Genomic DNA, 20,635 nt, shown 5'->3' with positions numbered 1-20,635 from the left:
CCGCCATGCCCTTGTCGCAGTGACGTTCGGCGCCATAATGTCAGCTTAATCGGCCAACTGCCTAATCCGCTTTTTTCCTGTGGGATTGACCATGCACGTACTGGTTTGCGAAGACGACGAGCTGATTGCCAGCGGCATCGTGGCCGGCCTCACGGCTCAGGGCCTGACCGTCGAGCACGTCAACACGGCATCGAAAGCGCGGGCGATGCTCAAAGTCGCCGAATTCGACGTGATGGTGCTTGATCTCGGCCTGCCCGACGAAGATGGCCTCAAGTTGCTGCAGCAATTGCGTCAGAGCGGCCTGGAGATTCCGGTGCTGATCCTGACCGCCCGCGATTCGGTGACCGACCGAGTCGATGGCTTGCAGGCAGGCGCCGACGATTACCTGCTCAAGCCTTTCGACCTGCGCGAACTGTTCGCTCGCCTGCAAACCTTGCTGCGTCGAGTGGCCGGGCGCAGCGTCAATTTGATCGAACATGGCGCGCTGACCTACGACCCGAGCAGCCGTGAAACCCGGCTGGCCGGTCAACCGATCGATTTGTCGCGCCGCGAGCAATCGCTGTTGCAGGCATTGCTGCACAATCGCGGCCGGGTGCTGTCCACCGAACAATTGAAAGACAGCGTCTACGGCTTTAACGACGAGCTGGAAAGCAACGCGCTGAATGTGCATATCCATCACCTGCGCAGCAAACTGGGCAAAGGTATCGTCGAAACCGTGCGGGGGCTGGGCTATCGCCTCGGTCCTGCCGATGGTGGAGAACACGGCAAGTGATGAGTCTGCGACTGCGCCTGAGTCTGACGCTCGGCGCCGCGTTTGCGCTGATCTGGGCGCTGGCGGCGGCGTGGATGCTCAGCGATCTGCGTAATCAGATGATGTTCTCCCTTGACCAGCGTCTGGTCGCCTCGGCGCGCATGGTCGCCGGGTTGCTGGAGCAATTGCCGACGCTGCCGAGCAAGGGCGAGGGCACTCATTTCAGTGCCGAACAATTGAACATTCCCGGCGGCATGGCTTGTCAGGTCAGTTCGCTGCGCGGGGAAATTCTCGCTCGCAGCCACAACAACCCCGAACAAGCGCTGGAAGCCGAGAAGATGGGCTTCCACGATCAGATGATCGACGGCGCGCCGTGGCGCAGTTTTACCCTGGCGCGCGGCGATGTGCGCATCACCACAGCGGATCGCCAGATCGAACGCGAAGCCCTGAACATGTCGATTCTGCTCGCGGCTTCGGTGCCGGTCGGCGTGGCTTTGCTGGGTTGCCTGTGCCTGTTGTGGCTGGGCATCGGCCAGGGATTGGCACCGCTCAACCGCTTGCGTGAAGCGCTGATGCGGCGCAATGCCGATTCGCTCGAACCGTTGCAGTTGCGAGCATTTCCCAGCGAATTGAAGCCGTTGCTGGAAACACAGAACCAATTGTTCCATCGCATCGGCAAGACCATTGAACGTGAACGTCGCCTGACCGGTGACGCCGCACACGAACTGCGCAGTCCGCTAACGGCGATCAAGACTCACCTGCAAGTGGCGCGCATGACGGACGGCAGCGCTCGCGATCAATCGCTGGCCCGGGCCGAGGAGGGCGCCGATCGCCTGCATCGCACCCTTGAGCAATTGTTGTTGCTGGCGCGGGTCGAGGGCAGTCTGTCCTTCGATGACGGCTCGCAATGCAGCGCCGAACAAGTGGCCAGGCTGGCGATCCAGGACGCAACGGGCGGTGAGCGGCTGCGGATCAAACTGCACGTGCCCGATGATCTGCCCCCCTCACCGCTGCATATGCCTGCCGTGCTGGCAATTGCCGCGCTACGTAATCTGCTCGACAACGCCTTGCGCCACACGCCTGAAGACTGTGCCGTCGAGGTCACCCTGGAGACCATTGGCAACCGCGTGCGTTTTGTCGTACGCGACCACGGCCCGGGCATTGCGCCGGAGGATCTGCAATATCTGACGCAGCGCTTCTGGCGCAACGGCCAGAGCACCGGTTGCGGACTGGGCCTGGCGATCGTTCAGGCGATCGTCCAGCGTTGTGACTGCGCCCTGCATTTCGTCAGCCGCCCGGATGGTCTGCGGGTCGAGCTGACCCTGCCGCTGCAGCACCTCTGACTTCATCGCAAGTCTCATGCAGGAGCTGCCGAAGGCTCGGGCCGCGATCGGACGATCTTTTGATCCTGTTTGCCAGTTCAAGATCAAAAGATCGCAGCCTCCGGCGGCTCCTGCAGAATTCGATGTCTGGCACATCAAATGTAACTTCTCGGCGTTCGCTATCAACCAGTGTTGGGGCTAAGGTTCAAACCAGCTTTGACTCAATGGATTGAGGGAACTGCGCCATGGAAGCATCCGTCTGCATACGTTCGGCCACCCTGGCCGACACGGGGATCATCAATCGCATTATCGAACGCTCGATTCGTATTGGTTGCGCACTCGACCATCGCAACGATGCGCGCCTCGTCAACGACTGGATCAGCCAGTCCACCGTCGATTTCATCAGCAGCCTGCTCGCCAACCCCAGGTGCTATCTCTGTATCGCATTGCTTGAAGACAAACCGGTCGGTGTCGGCATGGCCGAGATCAATGGCCGAATCTCACTGTGTCACGTCCAGCCGGAATCCTTCCGGCGAGGCGCTGGCCGGGCACTGATGCACAATCTTGAGGGTTGGTTGCGGGTTCGCGGCGTGCAACATGTTCATCTCAACAGCACCGGCACCGCCGAGGCGTTCTATCGGCATTTTGGCTATCGACAAGCAGCGCCGCCGCTGGTCTCCAGGGGCCTGCAGACCTTGCCGATGCACAAGCCCTTGCCGCAACCGGCCTGACAAGTCGATCAAGGGTGTAAATCCTCGCCGCGCTGAAGCGTTTCCAGAACAGGAAAACCTGCAAGTGCGCCCCGCGACCGGAACGCGCATCTGTTCGGGTGCTGTTTTGGTCACTATCCATAGCGAATTGAGGGGTCGAGAGATGTCAGTCGCCACCAGCCTTATCGAAGAACCGTCGGCGCGTGTCGCCCCGGCGCCGGCGGAAACCTTATACGAATTCAACGAGTCACCGTTGCTGGCGCGTCAGAGTCGGCAGGAATCCAATGCGCGCAGCTATCCGCGACGCATCCCGCTGGCGCTCAAGCGCGCGAGGGGCTTGTATGTCGAAGACGTTGAGGGGCGCTCGTTTATCGACTGCCTTGCCGGTGCCGGTACGCTGGCGCTGGGGCACAACCATCCGGTGGTGATCGAGGCGATCCAGCAGGTGCTGGCCGATGAGTTGCCACTGCATACCCTCGACCTCACCACGCCGGTCAAGGACCAATTCGTGCAGGATCTGTTCGGCCTGCTGCCGGCAGAGCTGGCCACGCAAGCGAAAATCCAGTTCTGCGGCCCGACCGGCACCGACGCCGTGGAAGCGGCGCTGAAACTGGTGCGCACCGCCACCGGACGCAGTACGGTGCTGTCATTCTCCGGCGGTTATCACGGCATGAGCCAGGGTGCATTGAGCCTGATGGGCAGCCTGGGACCGAAAAAACCGCTGGGCGCCTTGCTCAGCAATGGCGTGCAGTTCATGCCATTTCCGTACGACTACCGTTGCCCGTTCGGCCTCGGCGGCGCAGCCGGTGTCAAAGCCAACCTGAGTTATCTGGACAACCTGCTCAACGATCCCGAAGCCGGCGTGCAATTGCCGGCGGCGGTGATCGTCGAGGCAGTGCAGGGCGAGGGTGGCGTGATTCCGGCCGATATCGAGTGGCTGCGTGGTTTGCGCCAGATCACCGAAAAGGCTGGTGTAGCGCTGATCGTCGATGAGATCCAGAGCGGTTTCGCCCGTACCGGCAAGATGTTCGCCTTCGAACACGCGGGCATCGTTCCGGATGTGGTGGTGCTGTCCAAAGCGATTGGCGGCAGCCTGCCTTTGGCCGTGGTGGTTTATCGCGACTGGCTCGACACCTGGCAACCGGGCGCTCATGCCGGTACGTTCCGTGGCAATCAGATGGCCATGGCCGCAGGGTCGGCGGTGATGCGTTATCTGGTCGAGCACAAGGTCTGTGAACACGCCGCTGCCATGGGCGAACGCCTGAGTGAACACCTGCATATCCTGCAGCGCGACTTTCCGCAATTGGGTGATATTCGGGGCCGTGGCTTGATGCTCGGCGTCGAACTGGTCGACCCGAACGGCGCACTCGATGCGCTCGGGCATCCGCCAGCATTCGCCCGCCTGGCACCGCTGGTGCAACGTGAATGCCTCAAGCGCGGCCTGATTCTGGAACTCGGTGGTCGCCATGGCGCCGTGGTGCGCTTCCTGCCGCCGCTGGTGATCACTGCCGCCGAAATCGATCGGGTTGCCGAAATCTTCGGTCGCGCGTTGGCCGCTGCCACCGCCGCGCTGTAAATTTTTTCGCGCCGCGTACGTTCTTTCTACATATCCCGGCTGCATGCGTTGTGCAGCCGACCATTACATCGATGGAGAACCAGCATGACGTCAGTATTCGACCGCGAGGACATCCTCTTTCAGGTCGTGGTCAACCACGAAGAGCAATACTCGATCTGGCCCGATTACAAGGCCGTGCCAGAAGGCTGGCGCACCGTGGGCAAGAGTGGCCTGAAAAAGGAATGCCTGGCTTACATCGAAGAAGTCTGGACCGACATGCGCCCGCTGAGCCTGCGTCAGAAGATGGACGGGCAGGTCGCGGCGCAATAAGCGACCGGGCAAAAGAAACCCGCTGGACCGGTGAGGGGCAGCGGGTTTTTTCATGCCTGGAAACAGGTGACGTCAGGTCAGGCCTCTTCGCGAGCAGGCTCGCTCCCACAGGGAACGCATTGCCAAATGTGGGGGCGAGCCTGCTCGCGAAGAACGATAACGCGGTCTTGCCTGAAACTACGCCCCACCAGCCCCTTGAGCAACAAATCCACATTGCCTTCCAGCTCCGTCACCGGATCCGCCGCATCGGTGCTTAGTACCACCAGCCGGCTGCCGGACTCGGCAATCGCCGCTTTCACCGGCTCCGCTGGCTGACGATGATGCAGCACGACTGCGACGTCATCGTCCTTGAGCGTCGCTGTCAGCTTTTTCAGCGCTTCTGGCGTCCACTCGGCATCAGGGCGCGCATCCTGCCCGATCAGTTCGAGGTTGAGGCTGCCGATCAGATAGCCGAAGTGATCGCTCAGACTCATCACACTCAGATTGTCGGCCTCGGCCAGACGTGCCTCAGTGTCGGCGCTGAGTTTCAGCAGGCGCTGTTTCAGCGCCGCCAGGTTGGCTTCGATTGTCGGTTTGGCGCCGGGTGCCAGACGCACCAGGTCCGCTGCCATCACATCCGCCATGCGCCCCATATTGTTGCTCGCCAGCCATGGCTGACTGTTCAGGCCGTCGACTTGAGGTCCGGGTTGTACGGCAATCCCCGGCAGAGCGCCGTCGACCGGACGGGCGGCGTCAACTTCGACGATGCGAATGTTGCTGCGACGAGCGATCGGATACAGCGGATCGTCGGCCCATAGCGAGCGCACGCCGATCACGGCGTCCGCGTCGGTGGCCAGCTTGCTCAACGCCTGCGCACCGCGACCGGTGAAATACGCGGTCTGACGGCTCCCCGGGAGGTTGGCTGGCGCGGCGCGTTCCAGGTTGACGTCGGTGCCTTTGAGCAGCGCTTCGCCCAGGCCGTAGGTGATCGGCAAGGACGCCAGCACGCGCAGGGGCTGGGCGCCTTCAGCGGCCATTAAAGGTGTGCAGACCACGCCGCACAGCGCGATGGCCAGAGTCAGGTTACGCAATGAAAAAGCCATTTATCCAAGGTTCCCTTTCAGGCTGGGGACGACGCCGCGCGCAATGGCGGCAAGGGCGAATGCGATGCCGGAGACCAGAATGATCGCCGCGCCGGACGGGATCGGCAGGTCAAACACGATAGGCGCCAGAATTCCGCACAAAGTGCTGACGGTCGCGATCAGCACCGAGCACCAGAAAAAGCCTTTCAGCGACTGGCTGAGCAAGCGTGCCGCAGCGGCCGGAATCACCAGCAGGGCGCCGACCAGAATCGCACCGATCACTTTCACCGCCGCCACGGTGATCAGCGTCACCAGAATCACGAACAAGTAATCCAGCGTCTTGACCGCCACGCCCCGCACCGCCGCCAACTGAGGATTGAAACTGGCAAGCATGATGCGGTTGTACAGTGGCAACGCGAGGGCCATGACCAGCGAACCGACGATGGCCAAGACCGCCAGATCATTGCCGTTGACGGTCAGCACCGAACCGAACAACACATTTTCCAGAATGTGCACGTTGATCTTGCCGGCCAGAATCAGCAGCAGACTCGCGCCCAGTGCCAGCGACACCGAGAGGAAGACCCCGATCAGCGTGTCCGGAGCCAGACCGGTGCGGTTACGCAGGTAATTAAGCAGGATGCCGAACAGCAGGCAGTAGCCGAACAGGCTGCCATAGGGCCCGGTATAGGGTTCGCCGAGCAGTATGCCGATCGCCACACCAGTCAGCGCCGCGTGACCCACCGCTTCGGAGAAAAACGCAAAGCGCTTGACCACGACCAATGTACCGAGCCCGCCAAGCACCGGACCGATCAGCAGACCGGCGAGCAAGGCGTTGACCACAAAACCGTAGGCCAGCGCTTCCGGCAGATAACCGGAAGACGCCCAGCCCTGAACCATCAAACGAAAGGCTTCGTAGCTCATCAGACAGCGCTCCGTGGATGGGTCGAAAACAGGGTCAGCAGGCGTTCCGGGGTCAGCGCCTCTTGCGGTGTGGCATCGAACAGCACGCGGCGGTTGAGGCCGGTGACCCGATCGGCCAGCCGCCCGACCGCTTCCAGATCATGCTCGATCCACAACACTGTGATACCCGCCTCGCGCCAGTCAGTGAGCAGGCGTTCGAACACCTGAATCCCGGCTTCATCAAGGGCCGACATCGGCTCGTCGAGCACCAGCAATTGCGGTGCCGGGATCAGCCCCTGCGCGAGCAGGACACGCTGGCGTTCGCCGCCGGACAACGCGCCCATGCGGCGCTTGCGCTTGTCCTGCATACCGACTCGCTCCAGCGCATCACCGATGGCGCCGGCGTAGTGTTTGCTCAAGCCCAGGAAGGCCGGGCGGCGCTGACACATGGCGGCCATGAAGTCATCGACAGTCATGGGCAAACCCCGATCGAATTCCAGTGCTTGGGGGACGTAGCCGATCGTGCCGGGCTCGCCGGGCCATTCCAGGCTGAGCCGGCCCTGGTGGGGCATTTGCCCGAGCAGGGTCTTGATCAACGAACTCTTCCCGCCGCCGTTGGGGCCGACCAGAGCGTGAACACTGCCGGGCTGTACCTGGAAAGTGACCTTGTCGAGAATCGTTGTGCGGCCGAGCGTCAGGCTGATATCAGCGAAGTGCAGCTTCGGCCCGGCAACCCATTGTGGGAGCGAGCCTGCTCGCGAAGACGATTTTTCATCCACTGAAGTTATTGACAGCTCCGAAGCCTTCGCGAGCAGGCTCGCTCCCACAGGGAGGTCGGTGCTATCGGCGACGAGGTTTTCTTTCGATGTCATGCCCCCGACTCCTGAATCGCCCGGACGACGGTGTTGAGGTTGCCGGTCATTTCCTTTTCGTACTTGTCGGCGGTGTATTCGCCGTAGGAAATATGCGAAAGCGGATACAGCTTCACGCCCGATTCTCGCTGAATGGTGTCGACGTAGCTGGAAGGAAAGTCCATTTCCGAGAAAATGACTTTGACGTCGAGTTCGCGCAACTGATCGATGGTCTTTTTCAACTGGCTAGGGCTCGGCTCGATGCCGTGGGCAGGCTCGACCACCGCCGTTACTTCCAGGCCGAATTCGCGCAACAGATAGTCGTAAGCCGCGTGAACCGTGGCGACACGCAATTCGGCGTTCGGCGCCTGGGTCAGTTTGGCCAGGGCGTCGGCGCGCATTTGTCTCAGGCGTTTGCCATAGGCGCGGGCGTTCTGGGTATAGGCCTTGGCGTTGTCGGGGTCGAGCTTGCCCAGTTCACGGGCGATGTTGTTGACCTGAGCGATCGAGGCGCTGATCGACAGGAACGTATGCGGGTTGACCACTTTGCCTGCACCGCGTGCAGCGACACCCGTGGCGGCCAGCAACGGCACGTTTTCGTTGGCTTCAATGGTTTTGACATTGGGCGTTTCGCTGGCCGCAATCATGCGATCGGCGAAGTCGTCATGGCCGACGCCGTTGAGCACGATGACGTCCAGCCCGCTGATACGCTTGATGTCTTCAGCCCGTGGCTCGTAGGCATGCGGGTTGAAGCCGGCGGGAATCAGCGGCACCACTTCGGCCTTGTCGCCAACGATGTTCGCGACATAGCTGTAATACGGATGCAGGGTGATGCCGATGCGCAGGCGTTTGCCTTGCTCGGCGCTGGCGAGCGGGCTCAGCAGGCAGGCGCACAGGCCAAGCAGAAGTACGCGTAACAATGGACGGCGAGGGGATGAAATGGACATGGGCAAGCAGTCTTCTCTCGAATGAGGGCGAGGAATCAATGGCGATGTTCGCGGGTGACCCCGGCATCGAATTGCGCGACGATCTGTTTCCAGCCAGCAGCGGACAGCGCGGCATCGGACAGGTCCAGACCAGGCATGAGGTCGGCGCCGCGGTTCAGCCAGATGTCCGGCGCAGCACTGGCATCGGCGCCGATGCGCATCAGGAACGAACCGGCCACATCAGGCGCGGCGCTGCGGCCAAAATAGGCGCTGTCGGCGAACATCTGCCACGCATGACCGCCACGGCTGACCGAACTGGCATCCTGAGCGAACGGCGCAAAGCCTTCCTCGGCCAGCGCCTGTGGGGTCGGCAGGGTGTTTTGTTCTTCGCGCAGCAAACGGATTTCGTCCAGCGTCACCCGCAGGTCGGCGTAGATGCCTTGCTCGGCGGCGCTGAGGTCGCGGCGGGCATCGTACTGGTTGCTGGCGACGGGTTCCGGTTCATGGGAAACCCCACGCCACGCCACCACCGAACCGGCGACCGCGAGAATCAACAGGCACAACAGCAGCACATTGAGGGTTTCATGGCCGGCACCGGCCGGGCGCACCACTTGAGTCGTTGGTGTACTCATGGGGCTTGGATATCCGCCTGGTCGATTTCCACAACGTGGCCGGGACCTGCGTCGAACAGGACATAGAACTCACTGCCAGGCTTCTTGAAGGTCAGCGTCGAGTCGGCGCCCAGTTTGCCCGGTACCAGAATGGTTTCGTCGTAGCCGATCACGTCGAGGGTCACCCCTGGCGCGCCGCTGCCGTCGGAGAAACCTCCGGTGCATTGGATCTGTTCGGCGTCGATGGCCTTGCATTCGCACATGGGGTTATGCGCCAGGGCGCTGGCACTGAAACCTGCGCTCAGCACCAGCAGTGCGGCGCTGGCGAGCAAGCGGGAGTGGAGTGGCGAGCGAGTCATGGTTTGGCTCCTTGTTTGTTCAGCCACGCAACGGTGGCGGGAGAGGCCTGGCTCAGGGGGATCGAGGCCTGATGCATGCTGCCGTCCCAGCCTTCCATGGTGATCCACAGCTCGGCGTCGGGTTTGGTCTTTTCCGGGATGGGCATCTGCGTCCCCATGCGGTAAGGGGTGCCGAAGAAGATGGTGCCGGCGGCGCGCAGGCTACGCGGTTTGCCGATGCGCAAGTAAGTGGCCTTGACCGGTTCGACGCAGGCATCACAGAGGGCGGCGGTGAAATCCTTCATGTAACCGGCCGGACCACTCAGGCTTGGCGCTTCTTCGCGCAGTTCGGCCAGGCGCAGGCTCCACGGGCCGACTTGAACGGTGCCTATTTCACGTTGGCCCAAACCACTGTCGCCTCGAAACAGCGAGGCATCGGCGAAGTATTTGGGCATGAAACCCAGCGGAATCAGCAGCAGCAAGACATTGATGTGGAACCGCCACTTGTGCCAGAAACGCGACAGGCGAGACGGCGGCGTTATCGAGATGGCTTTGTTCACAGGCTGGCCTCCGAAGTTTCGCGGCGCGTTGCCGGTTGTGCGATAACGCGGGTTTTCCTTTCCTCGCGTTTCAGCGCATTGACGGTAGCCAGGGCGGTGCGCTTGGTCCAGATCAGCAGACCGCTGAGGATCATCATGCTCAACAACAGACCGAAGAAGAACCAGATCAACTTGATCCAGAGACCGCCGAAGTCGCCGGTGTGCAGCGGACGCATGGACTCGGTGACGAACTCGAGCGATGAGCGGTCGGAAAGCAACCGTGAGGAGGCCATTTCGCCGTTGTACGGGTTGAGTGTCGCGCTCTGGTACATCAGCGGATACCAGCCACGGCCGCTGACGCTCATGTGGGAATAGGCATTGCCCGGCATATTGACGGAGCTGGCTTCCAGCCCCGGAATTTTCTGTTGGGCGATTTCGATGGCGCGGTCCAGGCTGATGCGCGGCGGCGGGGTACCGGCTGCGGAGATCGGCACGCTTTCGCGGGACATCGCCGGAATGATCGGCTCGCTGGAAATGGAAATCTGGTTATCGAACAGGATCGCCTTGATCAGGAACCAGATGCCGGTGATGGATATCACCGCAATGAACCAGATCGACCAGATGCCGCAGAGTCGATGGAAATCGCCCCAGAAGATCCGTGCGCCATGGCGCACGCGCAAGGTCGGCCGCAAAAAGCCTTTCCAGAATCGCTTGTAGACCACCAGCCCGGTTATCAGCGAAACGAGCATCGGCACGCCGAGCAGTGAGACCAGATACCAGCCCCAGCTGTAGCCATTGGTGAACGGCACCAGCCACCAGCCGTGCAGGGCGCGGGTGAAGGCCTTGAAATCAAAGGCAGGCGCGGTGCCCTGGATGACGCCGGTGTATGGATTGACATACACCGTCAGCGAGCGCCCGTCGGGGTAGCTGACTTCGACGTCGAGGGCAAAGTGCGACTCGTCAGGGCGACTGATGCTTTCGACCAGCGTCTGCGGTTCGGCTTTTTTGATCGCGGCCAGAATCTGGTCGTAGCTCAGCCGCGGTGCATCGTCCGACGGCTGACTGGCGCGCATTTGCGGGTTGGCCAGCCAGACGATTTCCTGGCTGACCACTGCCAGCGTGCCGGTGACACAGACGATCAGCACGAAGAACCAGATCGGTAACGCCAGCCAGCTATGCACCAGGAACCATAGTTTGGAGCGGGATTTCTTGGACATGATTGCGCGTCTTGATTTCGGTGGAAGGGTGCCGGGCTACGGGCTTCGCAGCACGGGGATCCCCGGGAGGCCGCTCGTGGCTTTTGCCTACGCGAACGGCCTGCATTCCTATAAGACGTATGAGAGAGGAAAATCCCGAAAGCGGATATGAAAGCAAATGTTTCGCAGTTGCATCAGCGTTGCGCTTCCTTGCGGTCAGGCACGCAACGAAGTCTTCAACCCTCGCTGAACATCTCCATTGCCCGCTGGCGGATTTGCTCTTCGGTCAGGTCTTCTTTATGCGTGGCCAGAAACCACAGATGTCCGAAGGGATCTCTCAGCGTCCCGCTGCGATCACCATAAAACTGGTCCTTGACCTCCGAGACGATTTCCGCGCCGGCAACCAGCGCCTGTTCAAAGGCCTCGTCGACATTGGTTACATACAAGTGCAACCCGATGGAGACTGCCTGTTGCGGATTGCGCAGCGGCCCTTGATCGCAAGGCGTGCCGAGCATGATCGCGCTGTCGCCGATGCGCAATTCGGCGTGGCCGATACCGCCGTCGGGCATGGTCAGGCGCATGACTTCACTGGCATTGAAAGCTTTTTTATAGAATTCGATGGCCTCGGCGGCCTTGTCGATGCCCAGGTATGGGGTAATGCTGTGATACCCCTCGGGAATGGGTTTGACGCTCATGGCAGTCTCCCTGATTTTGTTCTAATGAATGTGGCTTCACCGGATTTGTCCGGAGCAATCACTATAGAACCGTCCCTGCAGCGCAGATTTTCCCCCGACGAGCAGCGCTTATTTTTCCAGCGGAAAGTGCGGGCCCGGTCCCTGTTCTCCCAGCACGTCGCCCTTGTTTCGCAATGGACAGGCCTCCATCGACAGGCAGCCACAGCCAATGCAACCGGTGAGCTGATCGCGTAGAAGCGCCAGCTGATTGATCCGCTCATCGAGTTCGCGCCGCCATTGTTCAGACAGAACTTTCCAGTCCGCCGCCGACGGTGCGCGGTCCTGAGGGAGGATTTTCAGCGCCTCGCCGATCTCGGCCAGCGGTATGCCCAGCCGCTGAGCGACTTTGATCAGGGCCACCCGGCGCAGCACGGCGCGTGGATAGCGGCGCTGATTGCCCGCATTGCGTTCACTCTTGATCAGGCCTTTGGATTCATAAAAGTGCAGGGCCGTGACCGCCACGCCACTGCGCGCAGCGACTTCTCCCACGGTGAGCGGTTTGTGCACCTTGTCTTTGCTGATCATGCTGAAAATGCTCTTGACCTTGACTTAACTAGAGGTTTTACCCTGCAGCTCTTCGGGTCGCAAGGCTCGCTTCAAGATAAGTGGGGGCTTTCCATGAGCAATCGCAGCTTTACCCAATTGATCGAATTCGAAATCGAACCCCGTGAGCAGCCGGCGCTGGTCTCGGCATTGGCGGTGCAGACCGAGCGCCTGGCCCAACGCTACGACGGTTTTCTCAGCGCCAGCGTGCAGGCCAGCGACGACGGCCGCCGCGTGTTGAGCTTGCTGCAATGGCAAACCCGGGAGGCGGGGGAGGCGGCGTTTCGCAGTTTCGAAAGCGGCGAACTGGACTTCTGGCAATTGATCCGCGCCCATCGAGCGAAAACCGTGACCTTCAATTCGTTCCAGGTCCACAGCAGCATTGCCCGCAGTCACGACGACGCGTTGCACTGCCGCCTGGCGGTTTAGGCGTATTAGCGCAAATCCGATAGCCACTATTGAGAGCGTTGATTTCTGCGCGAGCGTGCCCGGGCGTAGCCTTTCTCCATCGACCCCACATTGCTCGCCAGGACGCTCCCATGAATCGTTTACTGACTGTTTCTCTGATGCTCGCTGTTTTCGTACTTGCCGGCTGTGCCAGCCATGTTTCGCCGGAGTTGCGCCCTTACACCGCAGAAGAATCCCGCGAACTGGCGCTGGAAGCGTTGAACCGCAGCGGCCTGTCGTTCGACGAATACCATGCGAAAAAAGCCCAATTGCTTGGCCAGCCGCAGAAGAGTTTCGGCTTCGACCAACAGGGCGAGATGAGCGCCGAGCGTGCCGTACAGCTGCACGGTCGTCCAAGCTGAAAGCAAACTGTACTGCTTGAAGTTTTCCCTAACTGTCCGTGGGTTTGCCGAGCGGCGTGGGATAGGGTCAACACCTGACTGACCCTGATGGACCGACTCGATGAACCTCTCGCTTGATCTGCTGTTGGGCTTTGCCCTGTTTGCCCTTGTTACCTCGATTACGCCGGGGCCCAACAACACCATGTTGCTGGCATCGGGGGTGAATTTCGGCTTCAACCGTACCATCCCGCACATGCTCGGCATTACCTGCGGCTTCTTCGTCCTGGTAGTGGCGGTAGGCTTCGGTCTGGGCGCGGTGTTCCAGGCTTATCCGATTCTCTATACGGTGCTGCGCTATGTCGGCGCGGCGTATCTGCTGTATCTGGCCTGGAAGATCGCTCACTCCGGCCCCGTCGGCGACAGCGCACACGGCGAGGCTAAGCCGATCAGCTATCTGGGCGCCGCGGCGTTCCAGTGGGTCAATCCCAAAGCGTGGATCATGGCCATCGGCGCCATCAGTACGTACACGCCGATGCAGGGTTATTTCACCAATGTCCTGGTGATTGCCGCTGTGTTTGCCATCATCAATCTTCCGAGCGTCGGCGTCTGGGCAGCGTGCGGTACGCTGTTGCGCAATGTGCTCAAGGATCCGCGCTGGTTGCGTGTGTTCAACTGGGGCATGGCCGCGTTGCTGGTGATGTCGCTGTACCCGTTACTTCTCGAAAGCTTTAACTGACGCATTGCTTCAACCGCCGGCCCGATGCCTGTTAAGCTCGGTTTCAGGAGCGTTCCTACGCACTTTTAAATGAAGCCTACTTCTTTAACGGCATCCGATCAGGTATTGATGACGCTCTCGAACCCATGCACAGCTCACGAGGCTGTGCAGTTGCGTTTGCAGACACGAGCCTCCTGATCCCGGAACACGCTCTGCGAGTCCTTTTATGAACACACGTCCGTTGTATTTCGATTATGCCGCCACCACCCCGGTGGACGAGCGGGTCATCCAGGTGATGATCGAGTGTCTTGGGTTTTACGGTAACTTCGGCAATCCGGCTTCCAGCTCCCACGCTTACGGCCAGCAGGCCCGGCAAACGGTCGAGCAGGCGCGCCGGCAAGTCGCCGATCTGGTCGGTGCCCGGCCTGATCAAATCGTCTGGACCTCCGGTGCTACCGAGTCCAACAACCTCGCCCTCAAAGGCGTCGCCCAGGCGCGTGGCTTTTCTGGCGGCCACATCATTACCAGCCAGATCGAACACAAAGCCATTCTCGACACCGCCCGGCAATTGCAGGATTCGGGTATCGCGGTCACGTATCTGGTACCGGATGCCGAAGGCTTGATCACGCCGCAAGCGGTCAGTGAAGCCATGCGTGACGACACGTTTCTGGTATCGCTGATGCTGGTCAACAACGAGTTGGGCACGGTCAATGATGTCGAGGCGATTGGTGAAGTTGTGCGCAGCCGTGAGGCGCTGTTTCATGTCGATGCGGCACAAGGCGCCGGCAAAGTTGCGATTGATCTGAGTCGATGGCCGGTGGATCTGATGTCGTTTTCCGCGCACAAACTCTACGGTCCCAAAGGCGTCGGTGCTCTCTATGTCGGCCCGCAGGCGCAGCAACGGGTGCAGGCGCAGATTCACGGCGGCGGTCACGAAGGTGGCTTGCGCTCAGGGACCCTGGCGACACATCAGATTGCCGGCATGGGTGCGGCATTCGCCGTGGCGGCCGCCGCATTCGATGAAGAGAAGAAAACCATCGTCGCCTTGCGTGAGCGTCTGCTTGAGCAACTGCTGAGTCTGCCGGGCGTACGTCTCAATGGCAGCGCGTCGCAACGCATTCCGCACACCTTGAGCCTGACTTTCAGCGAGGGCGAATTCAACAGCGCGGCGTTGAGCCAGTCGATCGCGTTTTCTGCGACCTCGGCCTGTAACTCCGCGAGTAATACGCCATCCCACGTGCTGCTGGCGCTGGGGCATGACGCGCAGCTGGCCGGGCGCACCATCCGCTTGAGCCTCGGGCGGTTTACCACCGTTGACGATGTCGACAAGGCTGCCGAACTGATCAGGACCGCCTGTGCCAGTGCCCCGGCATTCTGGGCAACAGGGCTTTAACCGCCGCTTTGGCGGCTACGAACAATAATGATGACGTGATTAGCAGGAGACATGATGAGTTCCAACACCTTGACCGAAGGATCGGTGCCACAGCGCCTGGCGCAGACCCGTGAACTGATGCGCCGTGAAGACATTCACGCGCTGCTGGTGCCTTCTGCCGATCCGCATTTGTCGGAATACCTGCCGGGTTACTGGCAAGGCCGGCAATGGTTGTCGGGCTTCCATGGTTCGGTTGGCACGCTGATCGTTACCGCTGATTTCGCCGGTGTATGGGCCGACAGTCGTTACTGGGAACAGGCGACCAAAGAGCTGAGCGGCAGCGGCATCGAACTGGTCAAGCTGCAACCGGGACAGCCGGGCCCGCTGGACTGGCTGGCCGAACAAACCCCGGAAGGCGGGGTGGTCGCGGTCGATGGCGCGGTGATGGCCGTGGCTTCGGCGCGCACGTTGAGCAGCAAGCTCGAAGCGCGCGGCGCTCGCCTGCGCACCGACATCGATCTGTTGCAGGAAGTCTGGAGCGATCGTCCGAGCCTGCCCAACGCTCCGATCTATCAGCATCTTCCACCGCAGGCGACGGTCAGCCGTGGTGAAAAACTCGCCAAACTGCGCGAAACCTTGAGCGAGCGTGGCGCCGATTGGCATTTCATCGCCACCCTGGATGACATCGCCTGGCTGTTCAACCTGCGTGGCGGCGATGTTTCGTTCAACCCGGTGTTTGTTTCGTTTGCCTTGATCAATCAGCAGCAAGCCACGCTATTCGTCGCGCTGAGCAAGGTGGATGCCGAGTTGCGCGCCGTGCTGGAACAGGATGGCGTGACACTGCGTGACTACAGCGAAGTGGCCGCTGCGCTGCGTTCTGTTCCAAATGGCGCGAGCCTGCTGGTCGATCCGGCGCGAGTGACAGCCGGTTTGCTGGATCACCTCGACAGCAGTGTAAAACTGGTCGAAGGCCTGAACCCGACCACGCTCGCCAAGTCGCAGAAAAGCGAGGCTGACGCTCAGCACATCCGCAAAGCGATGGAGCAGGACGGCGCGGCGCTGTGCGAATTTTTTGCCTGGCTGGAATCAGCCTGGGGCCGCGAGCGGATTACAGAACTGACCATTGACGAAAAACTCACCGCAGCCCGCGAGCGCCGTCCCGACTACGTTTCGCTGAGTTTCAACACGATCGCTGCATTCAACGCCAACGGCGCAATGCCGCATTATCACGCCACTGAAGAAGAACACGCAGTGATCGAGGGCGATGGTCTGTTGCTCATCGACTCCGGCGGTCAGTACCTTGGCGGTACGACCGACATCACGCGCATGGTCCCGGTCGGCACGCCAACGCAAGAGCAGAAGCGTGATTGCACGCGCGTGTTGAAAGGGGTGATCGCCTTGTCGCGGGCACACTTCCCAAAAGGCATTCTGTCGCCGCTTCTCGATGCCATCGCCCGAGCTCCGATCTGGGCTGAAAACGTGGACTACGGTCACGGTACCGGCCATGGCGTAGGCTATTTCCTTAATGTTCACGAAGGTCCGCAAGTGATTGCCTATCAGGCCGCGGCGACGCCGCAGACCGCGATGCAACCGGGGATGATCACTTCAATCGAACCCGGCACTTATCGCCCGGGCCGTTGGGGGGTGCGCATCGAAAACCTGGCGATGAATCGCGAGGCCGGCAGCAGCGAATTTGGCGAGTTCCTCAAGTTCGAAACCCTGACGCTGTGCCCGATCGATACCCGTTGCCTGATTGCGGAATTGCTGACGCAGGAAGAAAAGCAGTGGCTCAACGTTTATCACGCCGAGGTGCGTGAGCGGCTGAGCCCGTTGCTTGACGGCGCAGCGCTGGACTGGCTGAACGAGCGTACTGTCGCCCTCTAGCCAATTGTGTCCCCAAGGCACTGCTTACGGTGTCTTGGGGTTTGGCTTCAGCTTTGGCGCAACGCCTCTGCAACGAAGTCGAGTCGATCCTGACCGAAGAACAACTGGTTGCCGATGAACATGCTTGGGGCTCCGAAGACGCCGCGTCTGATGGCGGTTTCGGTGTTTTCCTTCAGCGCGGCTTTGACTGACTCATCGTTTGTCAGCGCCAGTATTTCCTGCGGGTCGTAGCCATGTTCGGTCAGTACCGCCGCTACGGCCGCCGGTTCATTGAGATTGCGACCCTCCACCCAAAGCGCTTTGAACAGGCAATCGATGAAGTCGTGGAAGCGTTGTGGTTGATGCAGCTGAATACCGGTCACGGCACGCATCAACATCAATGTGTTGATCGGGAAGTGAGGATTGATTCTGAGCGGGACGCCGTAACGTTTGGCGAAGCGGTCCAAATCCTGAAACATATAACGCCCTTTCGCCGGGATCATAGCCGGCGATGCATTGCCGGTGGCTTTGAAAACCCCGCCCAACAACATTGGTATGTAGGTCAGTTCGCTCTGGGTTTCAGCGCAAATCTTCGGTAGCTGGGTGTAGGCCAGATACGTGGCAGGGCTGCCCAGGTCGAAATAAAATTCTACGGTTTTTGTCATTATCTGGATGCTCTTTTATTGTTTTAGGGAAGGCTTACCAGCGTTCATTCCAGGGACGAAGGTCCAGCTCGAAAGTCCAGGCATCCCGGGGCTGACTGTGCAGATACCAGTAGTTTTCGGCGATGTGTTCAGGGTTGAGAATGCCGTCCTGGTCCTTGGTTGCATACTTTTCGGGAAAGCTGTTACGAATGAAGTCAGTATCAATCGCCCCATCAACCACAACATGGGCGACGTGAATATTCAAAGGCCCCAATTCCCTTGCCATGCTTTGAGCCAGTGCGCGAATGCCGTGTTTGGCCCCGGCAAACGCTGCAAATCCTGAGGCACCGCGCAAACCGGCCGTAGCACCCGTGAACAGGATCGTGCCGCGTTGCCGTTTCACCATGCGCTTGGCCACTTCGCGGGCATTGAGAAAACCCGAGAAACAGGCCATCTCCCAAATCTTGAAATATTTGCGCGCGGTCTCCTCAAGAATGCTGCACGGCACGTTGGCGCCAATGTTGAAGACGAAAGCTTCAATCGGGCCTAGGCGGGTTTCGATGTCTTCAATCAGCGCGATGACGTCTTCTTCTTTTCGCGCATCGCAGGCAAAACCGTGGGCCTCACCACCGTCACCGATTATTGCGTCAACCAATGGCTGCAGTTTATCGGCACTGCGTCGAGTCACGCAGGCGGTAAATCCCTCGCGGGCAAAACGCTTGGCAATCGCGCCGCCTGTGGCGTCGCCAGCCCCAACGACCAGCACGACCTTCTTGTTATTCATGGGTGAACCCTTTTGGTTAACGATCGTTTAGTTAACGAACGTTATGCTAGGATCGAAGCAGCGTCAAGGCGAGCCATTGCGGAGAAGACATGCGTTATTCAGCCGGACATAAACTGGAAACCCGCGAGCGTTTGTTGCAAAGCAGTTCGCTGTCGGCGAAGAAATCGGGTTTCTCCACGGTAGGGGTGGATGGCCTGATGAAAGCCATCGGTTTGAGTGGCGCAGCGTTCTACAGTCACTTTTCTTCAAAAGATTCGTTGTTTGCAGCAATCGTCGAGCGCGAGCTGAGTCAGAGCCTGGAGCGTCTGGGAGGGCAGGGGGGGGCGGATCGAGAACGGCTGCAACGCTGTCTCAAGCAATACTTGAGCATGGCGCATGTCGAGCAGCCTGAATCCGGCTGTGCACTGCCCGCGTTGGGGGCGGAGATCGCCCGTTCTGATGTGATCGTGCGTGAGCAGGCTGAAGTCTGGATCTGTCGGCTTCAACAAAGCTGGGCCCAGATACTGGAGAGCGATACATTGGCCTGGGCGATACTGTCACAGTGCGTCGGTGCTTTGGTGGTCGCGCGGATGCTTGCGACGCCGGACATGCAGCGCACGGTGCTCCGTGCGAGTCACGAGGAAATCGTCCGACAGCTCGGTTCACCTCGCACCGAGTGATTACTTGCAGATGACAATCATGCTGCGACTGGTATAACCGGCCGGGTTCAAGCCGAACGGGTAATCACCAGGCTCTTCTACAGAGTCCCCGGATTTGGCAATCACCTTGTAACCTTTGGGCGCGCATGAGTTGGCGGCGCTGGTGTAGCACTTGTCCCAGGAAGATGAAAGTCCGGAACAATTGATGTGCAGACCCTTCTTGCCACGTTTGACCTGGGTTTCAGAGGTCGCTGCGCAACCTGCAATCGCCAGTATGGCGACCAATAGGAACATTCGTTTCATTACCATCCTTAATAGCGCCGCAAGTCTGCCGCTCGGGTCTGCCTGTATTCGTCCACGCTTGTAGCGTTATGCATCCTTTGCGAAAAAATCCATGCCTGGCGATGGGTTACGGGCCTAAACATGGCCTAAATAAGCGCCGATTACCAGACCCGTCTTAATTGTGCTTCAGTCCGCCGCCACAACTGGTCGCGCGGCGTGTCCCATGGTCAGGGTCGCGCCAACGGACGCCAGAATAATGCAAAGGATGGCCAGCCATTGTGACAAGGAAAGGTATTCCTGGAGAAAAAGCAGCCCTGATAGCGCACCAAATGCCGGTTCAATGCTCATCAACGTGCCGAACGTCCGCGCGGGCAAACGGGTGAGCGCTACCATTTCCAACGTATAGGGCAGGGCAGTCGACAGAATGGCGACACCGACCGCGATCGGAATTAAAGAGGGTGTGAGCAGCGCGGCGCCAGCGTGAACGATTCCGATCGGCGCAACAAACAGCGCTGCGATCATCACGCCCAGAGCGGCAGTCGTGACTCCGTTGTCCGCCCCGGCCTTTTGCCCGAAGAGAATGTATAACGCCCAGCAAAGCCCAGCGCCCAGAGCATACCCTGCGCCAACCAGATCAATACCGGCGGTGGTCGCGCCGGTGGGTATCAGCAGAAGCAAGCCAGCTGCCGCGAGAGCGATCCAGAGAAAATCGATGGCTCGGCGAGAGGCGTATATGGCCACAGCCAAAGGACCGGTGAATTCGAGCGCAACCGCTATACCTAGCGGTACTGTGCGCAGTGACATATAGAAGAGAAAGTTCATGCCGCCCAATGCCATCCCGTAGACGATCACGGTACGCAAGGACTTCGCGGTCAGCCGGGCACGCCAGGGGCGTAGCAGCAGCAACATGATCAAGCTGGCGAATAGCAGTCGCAGCGTCGTGGTTCCTTGGGCTCCGACAATTGGAAACATGCTCTTGGCCAGAGAAGCACCTGACTGGATGGACGCCATGGCGATCAAGAGCAGGCCAACCGGAAACAGCATGGAGGCAAGCGAGCGGGGCTGGTCATTCATACGTGGCATCGTCCAAGGCAAAAGCGGGCTGTTGGTGTGAGTTGGGCAATATACTGCGCATTCGGTTTGATGGCGTCTATATATAGAAGGGTATTTCCGTTTTTTGAG

The 20,635-nt window shown here is 60.1% G+C and carries 24 protein-coding genes and 1 pseudogene; 11 read left to right on the top strand and 14 right to left on the bottom strand.

Going from position 1 to position 20,635, the window contains the following annotated elements; all coding sequences use genetic code 11:
- Positions 1–91 precede the first annotated feature (91 nt).
- The 5 genes from HU727_RS22090 (at position 92) to HU727_RS22070 (ending at position 4,668) form a co-directional block, all read left to right on the top strand.
- Positions 92–772, top strand: coding sequence for a response regulator (locus tag HU727_RS22090; RefSeq protein ID WP_186533682.1), 681 nt, complete (start codon positions 92–94; stop codon positions 770–772).
- Positions 772–2,094, top strand: a complete 1,323-nt coding sequence (locus tag HU727_RS22085) for an ATP-binding protein (RefSeq protein WP_186533681.1) — start codon at positions 772–774, stop codon at positions 2,092–2,094. The genes HU727_RS22090 and HU727_RS22085 overlap by 1 nt, the downstream gene beginning before the upstream one ends.
- A 224-nt stretch (positions 2,095–2,318) precedes the next feature.
- Complete coding sequence (locus HU727_RS22080) at positions 2,319–2,804, top strand: GNAT family N-acetyltransferase (RefSeq protein ID WP_186533680.1); 486 nt, start codon at positions 2,319–2,321, stop codon at positions 2,802–2,804.
- Between the two features lie 142 nt (positions 2,805–2,946).
- Positions 2,947–4,359, top strand: coding sequence for an aspartate aminotransferase family protein (locus HU727_RS22075; RefSeq protein WP_186533679.1), 1,413 nt, complete (start codon positions 2,947–2,949; stop codon positions 4,357–4,359).
- An 84-nt stretch (positions 4,360–4,443) separates the two neighbouring features.
- Positions 4,444–4,668 carry an MbtH family protein gene (locus HU727_RS22070; RefSeq protein WP_186533678.1) on the top strand — a complete coding sequence of 75 codons (225 nt, stop codon included), beginning with the start codon at positions 4,444–4,446 and terminating at the stop codon, positions 4,666–4,668.
- Between the two features lie 182 nt (positions 4,669–4,850).
- On the opposite strand, the pseudogene HU727_RS22065 reads toward HU727_RS22070, so the two are convergent.
- The 10 genes and pseudogenes from HU727_RS22065 to soxR all read right to left on the bottom strand — a co-directional run.
- Positions 4,851–5,750 (bottom strand): annotated as a pseudogene (locus HU727_RS22065) (metal ABC transporter substrate-binding protein); the annotation flags it as partial.
- On the bottom strand, positions 5,751–6,650 hold the full coding sequence (locus HU727_RS22060; RefSeq protein WP_034155185.1) for a metal ABC transporter permease: 900 nt from the start codon (positions 6,648–6,650) through the stop codon (positions 5,751–5,753). It lies immediately after the preceding pseudogene.
- Positions 6,650–7,501: a metal ABC transporter ATP-binding protein gene (locus HU727_RS22055; protein ID WP_186533677.1), complete on the bottom strand. Its 852-nt coding sequence runs from the start codon at positions 7,499–7,501 to the stop codon at positions 6,650–6,652. Before HU727_RS22055 ends, HU727_RS22060 begins: the two co-directional genes overlap by 1 nt.
- Positions 7,498–8,427: a metal ABC transporter substrate-binding protein gene (locus HU727_RS22050; protein WP_186533676.1), complete on the bottom strand. Its 930-nt coding sequence runs from the start codon at positions 8,425–8,427 to the stop codon at positions 7,498–7,500. The genes HU727_RS22055 and HU727_RS22050 overlap by 4 nt, the downstream gene beginning before the upstream one ends.
- A 35-nt stretch (positions 8,428–8,462) precedes the next feature.
- Positions 8,463–9,038 carry a DUF6162 family protein gene (locus HU727_RS22045; protein WP_186533675.1) on the bottom strand — a complete coding sequence of 192 codons (576 nt, stop codon included), beginning with the start codon at positions 9,036–9,038 and terminating at the stop codon, positions 8,463–8,465.
- Entirely contained in the window at positions 9,035–9,376 is a 342-nt protein-coding gene (locus HU727_RS22040) for a hypothetical protein (protein WP_186533674.1), read from the bottom strand. Before HU727_RS22040 ends, HU727_RS22045 begins: the two co-directional genes overlap by 4 nt.
- The gene (locus HU727_RS22035) at positions 9,373–9,915 is read right to left on the bottom strand and encodes a PA2404 family protein (protein ID WP_186533673.1); all 543 of its coding nucleotides are present in this window, start codon (positions 9,913–9,915) and stop codon (positions 9,373–9,375) included. Before HU727_RS22035 ends, HU727_RS22040 begins: the two co-directional genes overlap by 4 nt.
- Entirely contained in the window at positions 9,912–11,111 is a 1,200-nt protein-coding gene (locus HU727_RS22030) for a PepSY-associated TM helix domain-containing protein (protein ID WP_186533672.1), read from the bottom strand. The genes HU727_RS22035 and HU727_RS22030 overlap by 4 nt, the downstream gene beginning before the upstream one ends.
- 215 nt (positions 11,112–11,326) lie before the next feature.
- Positions 11,327–11,785 carry a VOC family protein gene (locus HU727_RS22025; RefSeq protein WP_186533671.1) on the bottom strand — a complete coding sequence of 153 codons (459 nt, stop codon included), beginning with the start codon at positions 11,783–11,785 and terminating at the stop codon, positions 11,327–11,329.
- Positions 11,786–11,893: 108 nt separating this feature from the next.
- A complete protein-coding gene (gene soxR / locus HU727_RS22020) occupies positions 11,894–12,349 on the bottom strand; it encodes a redox-sensitive transcriptional activator SoxR (protein ID WP_186533670.1) in 456 nt (151 codons plus the stop codon).
- Between the two features lie 93 nt (positions 12,350–12,442).
- Between soxR and HU727_RS22015 the strand changes: the two genes are divergently transcribed.
- The 5 genes from HU727_RS22015 (at position 12,443) to HU727_RS21995 (ending at position 17,126) form a co-directional block, all read left to right on the top strand.
- The gene (locus HU727_RS22015; protein ID WP_186533669.1) at positions 12,443–12,796 is read left to right on the top strand and encodes an antibiotic biosynthesis monooxygenase; all 354 of its coding nucleotides are present in this window, start codon (positions 12,443–12,445) and stop codon (positions 12,794–12,796) included.
- 110 nt (positions 12,797–12,906) lie between these two features.
- A complete protein-coding gene (locus tag HU727_RS22010; RefSeq protein WP_186533668.1) occupies positions 12,907–13,176 on the top strand; it encodes a hypothetical protein in 270 nt (89 codons plus the stop codon).
- 100 nt (positions 13,177–13,276) lie between these two features.
- The gene (locus HU727_RS22005; protein ID WP_186533667.1) at positions 13,277–13,891 is read left to right on the top strand and encodes a LysE family translocator; all 615 of its coding nucleotides are present in this window, start codon (positions 13,277–13,279) and stop codon (positions 13,889–13,891) included.
- Positions 13,892–14,096: 205 nt separating this feature from the next.
- Positions 14,097–15,263: an aminotransferase class V-fold PLP-dependent enzyme gene (locus HU727_RS22000; protein WP_186533666.1), complete on the top strand. Its 1,167-nt coding sequence runs from the start codon at positions 14,097–14,099 to the stop codon at positions 15,261–15,263.
- A 54-nt stretch (positions 15,264–15,317) separates the two neighbouring features.
- Entirely contained in the window at positions 15,318–17,126 is a 1,809-nt protein-coding gene (locus HU727_RS21995; protein ID WP_186533665.1) for an aminopeptidase P family protein, read from the top strand.
- Between the two features lie 47 nt (positions 17,127–17,173).
- On the opposite strand, the gene HU727_RS21990 is transcribed toward HU727_RS21995, so the two are convergent.
- The gene (locus HU727_RS21990; protein WP_186533664.1) at positions 17,174–17,770 is read right to left on the bottom strand and encodes a 2-hydroxychromene-2-carboxylate isomerase; all 597 of its coding nucleotides are present in this window, start codon (positions 17,768–17,770) and stop codon (positions 17,174–17,176) included.
- A gap of 34 nt (positions 17,771–17,804) precedes the next feature.
- Positions 17,805–18,533, bottom strand: a complete 729-nt coding sequence (locus HU727_RS21985; RefSeq protein WP_186533663.1) for an SDR family oxidoreductase — start codon at positions 18,531–18,533, stop codon at positions 17,805–17,807.
- An 89-nt stretch (positions 18,534–18,622) separates the two neighbouring features.
- On the opposite strand from HU727_RS21985, the gene HU727_RS21980 reads away from it, so the two are divergent.
- On the top strand, positions 18,623–19,192 hold the full coding sequence (locus HU727_RS21980) for a TetR/AcrR family transcriptional regulator (protein WP_217847142.1): 570 nt from the start codon (positions 18,623–18,625) through the stop codon (positions 19,190–19,192).
- Here HU727_RS21980 and HU727_RS21975 read toward each other — a convergent pair whose 3' ends face one another.
- The gene (locus HU727_RS21975; RefSeq protein ID WP_186533661.1) at positions 19,193–19,474 is read right to left on the bottom strand and encodes a hypothetical protein; all 282 of its coding nucleotides are present in this window, start codon (positions 19,472–19,474) and stop codon (positions 19,193–19,195) included.
- Positions 19,475–19,639: 165 nt separating this feature from the next.
- Positions 19,640–20,527, bottom strand: a complete 888-nt coding sequence (rhtA, locus tag HU727_RS21970; RefSeq protein WP_186533660.1) for a threonine/homoserine exporter RhtA — start codon at positions 20,525–20,527, stop codon at positions 19,640–19,642.
- Positions 20,528–20,635: the final 108 nt, after the last annotated feature.

It is taken from the genome of Pseudomonas khorasanensis, assembly GCF_014268505.2.
GTDB lineage: Bacteria > Pseudomonadota > Gammaproteobacteria > Pseudomonadales > Pseudomonadaceae > Aquipseudomonas > Aquipseudomonas khorasanensis.
Note: the sequence above shows the minus strand (reverse complement) of the source record. Positions and strands in the feature narration are given on the sequence as shown.